Annotated in this window: 1 protein-coding gene; it reads left to right on the top strand. The window is 40.9% G+C overall.

Annotation, left to right across the window (positions count from 1 at the left end; all coding sequences use genetic code 11):
• The coding region (locus RB622_RS30185; RefSeq protein ID WP_308050567.1) for a glycoside hydrolase family 125 protein at window positions 1-792 on the top strand (792 nt) is incomplete at both ends.

Here is a 792-nt window from a genome sequence, read left to right as displayed (position 1 = left end):
CCCAATATCAATATTCCTTTGCTTACCTTATCAGAAGGAGATTTACAGATCCCTATCTCGGTGCAGTATAATTATAGCGGTTTTCGTCCCAGTGATCAGCCAGGCTGGATAGGTTTAGGTTTTTCTCTGATCGCAGGCGGTGTTGTATCGCGCCATGTGAAGGGATTTGCGGATGAACTTACAGGATTTGGATTTCTCTCTCATCCAGCAGCAGTGGCTAATTTTGCAAACCTTACGTCGCCGACCTATACGTCTTTTCAGGCCAATATTGAAAACAATAACGATGTACATGCAGATATTTATTCTTTTCAGTTCAATGGATACTCCGGAAAAATGGTCATAGATCAAAATGGGGTACCAAAGGTCGTTTCTGATGCACGAATTAAAATTGAGTATCTCATCGGTACTGAAACCGACCACGGTAACTCAAATCAGGTCATTAAAAAGTGGACGTTTACAGTTGAAAACGGTACGAAGTACATTTTTAACAACATGGAGTTTACCGGCAATGGAGGGCCAGACAATGATTATGTTCCTTCTGCATGGCACCTTTCAGAAATCGTAGATATCAAAGGAAACCGTATCAGCTTTGAATACACTGCTCCGGTAATTTCAACAGCTGGGAGACGTATCCAATACGGCAGGTTTGACCAGGATTACGCTGTCACATATAGAGACGGATACGGAGTTGAAAGTTCGACGGTTATTTCTCAAAATAAAACGGAGGAAATTTATCTTACCAAAATAAAAGGATCTAATTGGGAATTGGTTTTTAATTCGGAGACTTATTCG

It is taken from the genome of Dyadobacter sp. LHD-138 (assembly GCF_030929615.1).
Taxonomy (GTDB): domain Bacteria; phylum Bacteroidota; class Bacteroidia; order Cytophagales; family Spirosomataceae; genus Dyadobacter.
The sequence above is the reverse complement of the archived record's forward strand: the minus strand, read 5'-3'. Positions and strand labels throughout refer to the sequence as shown.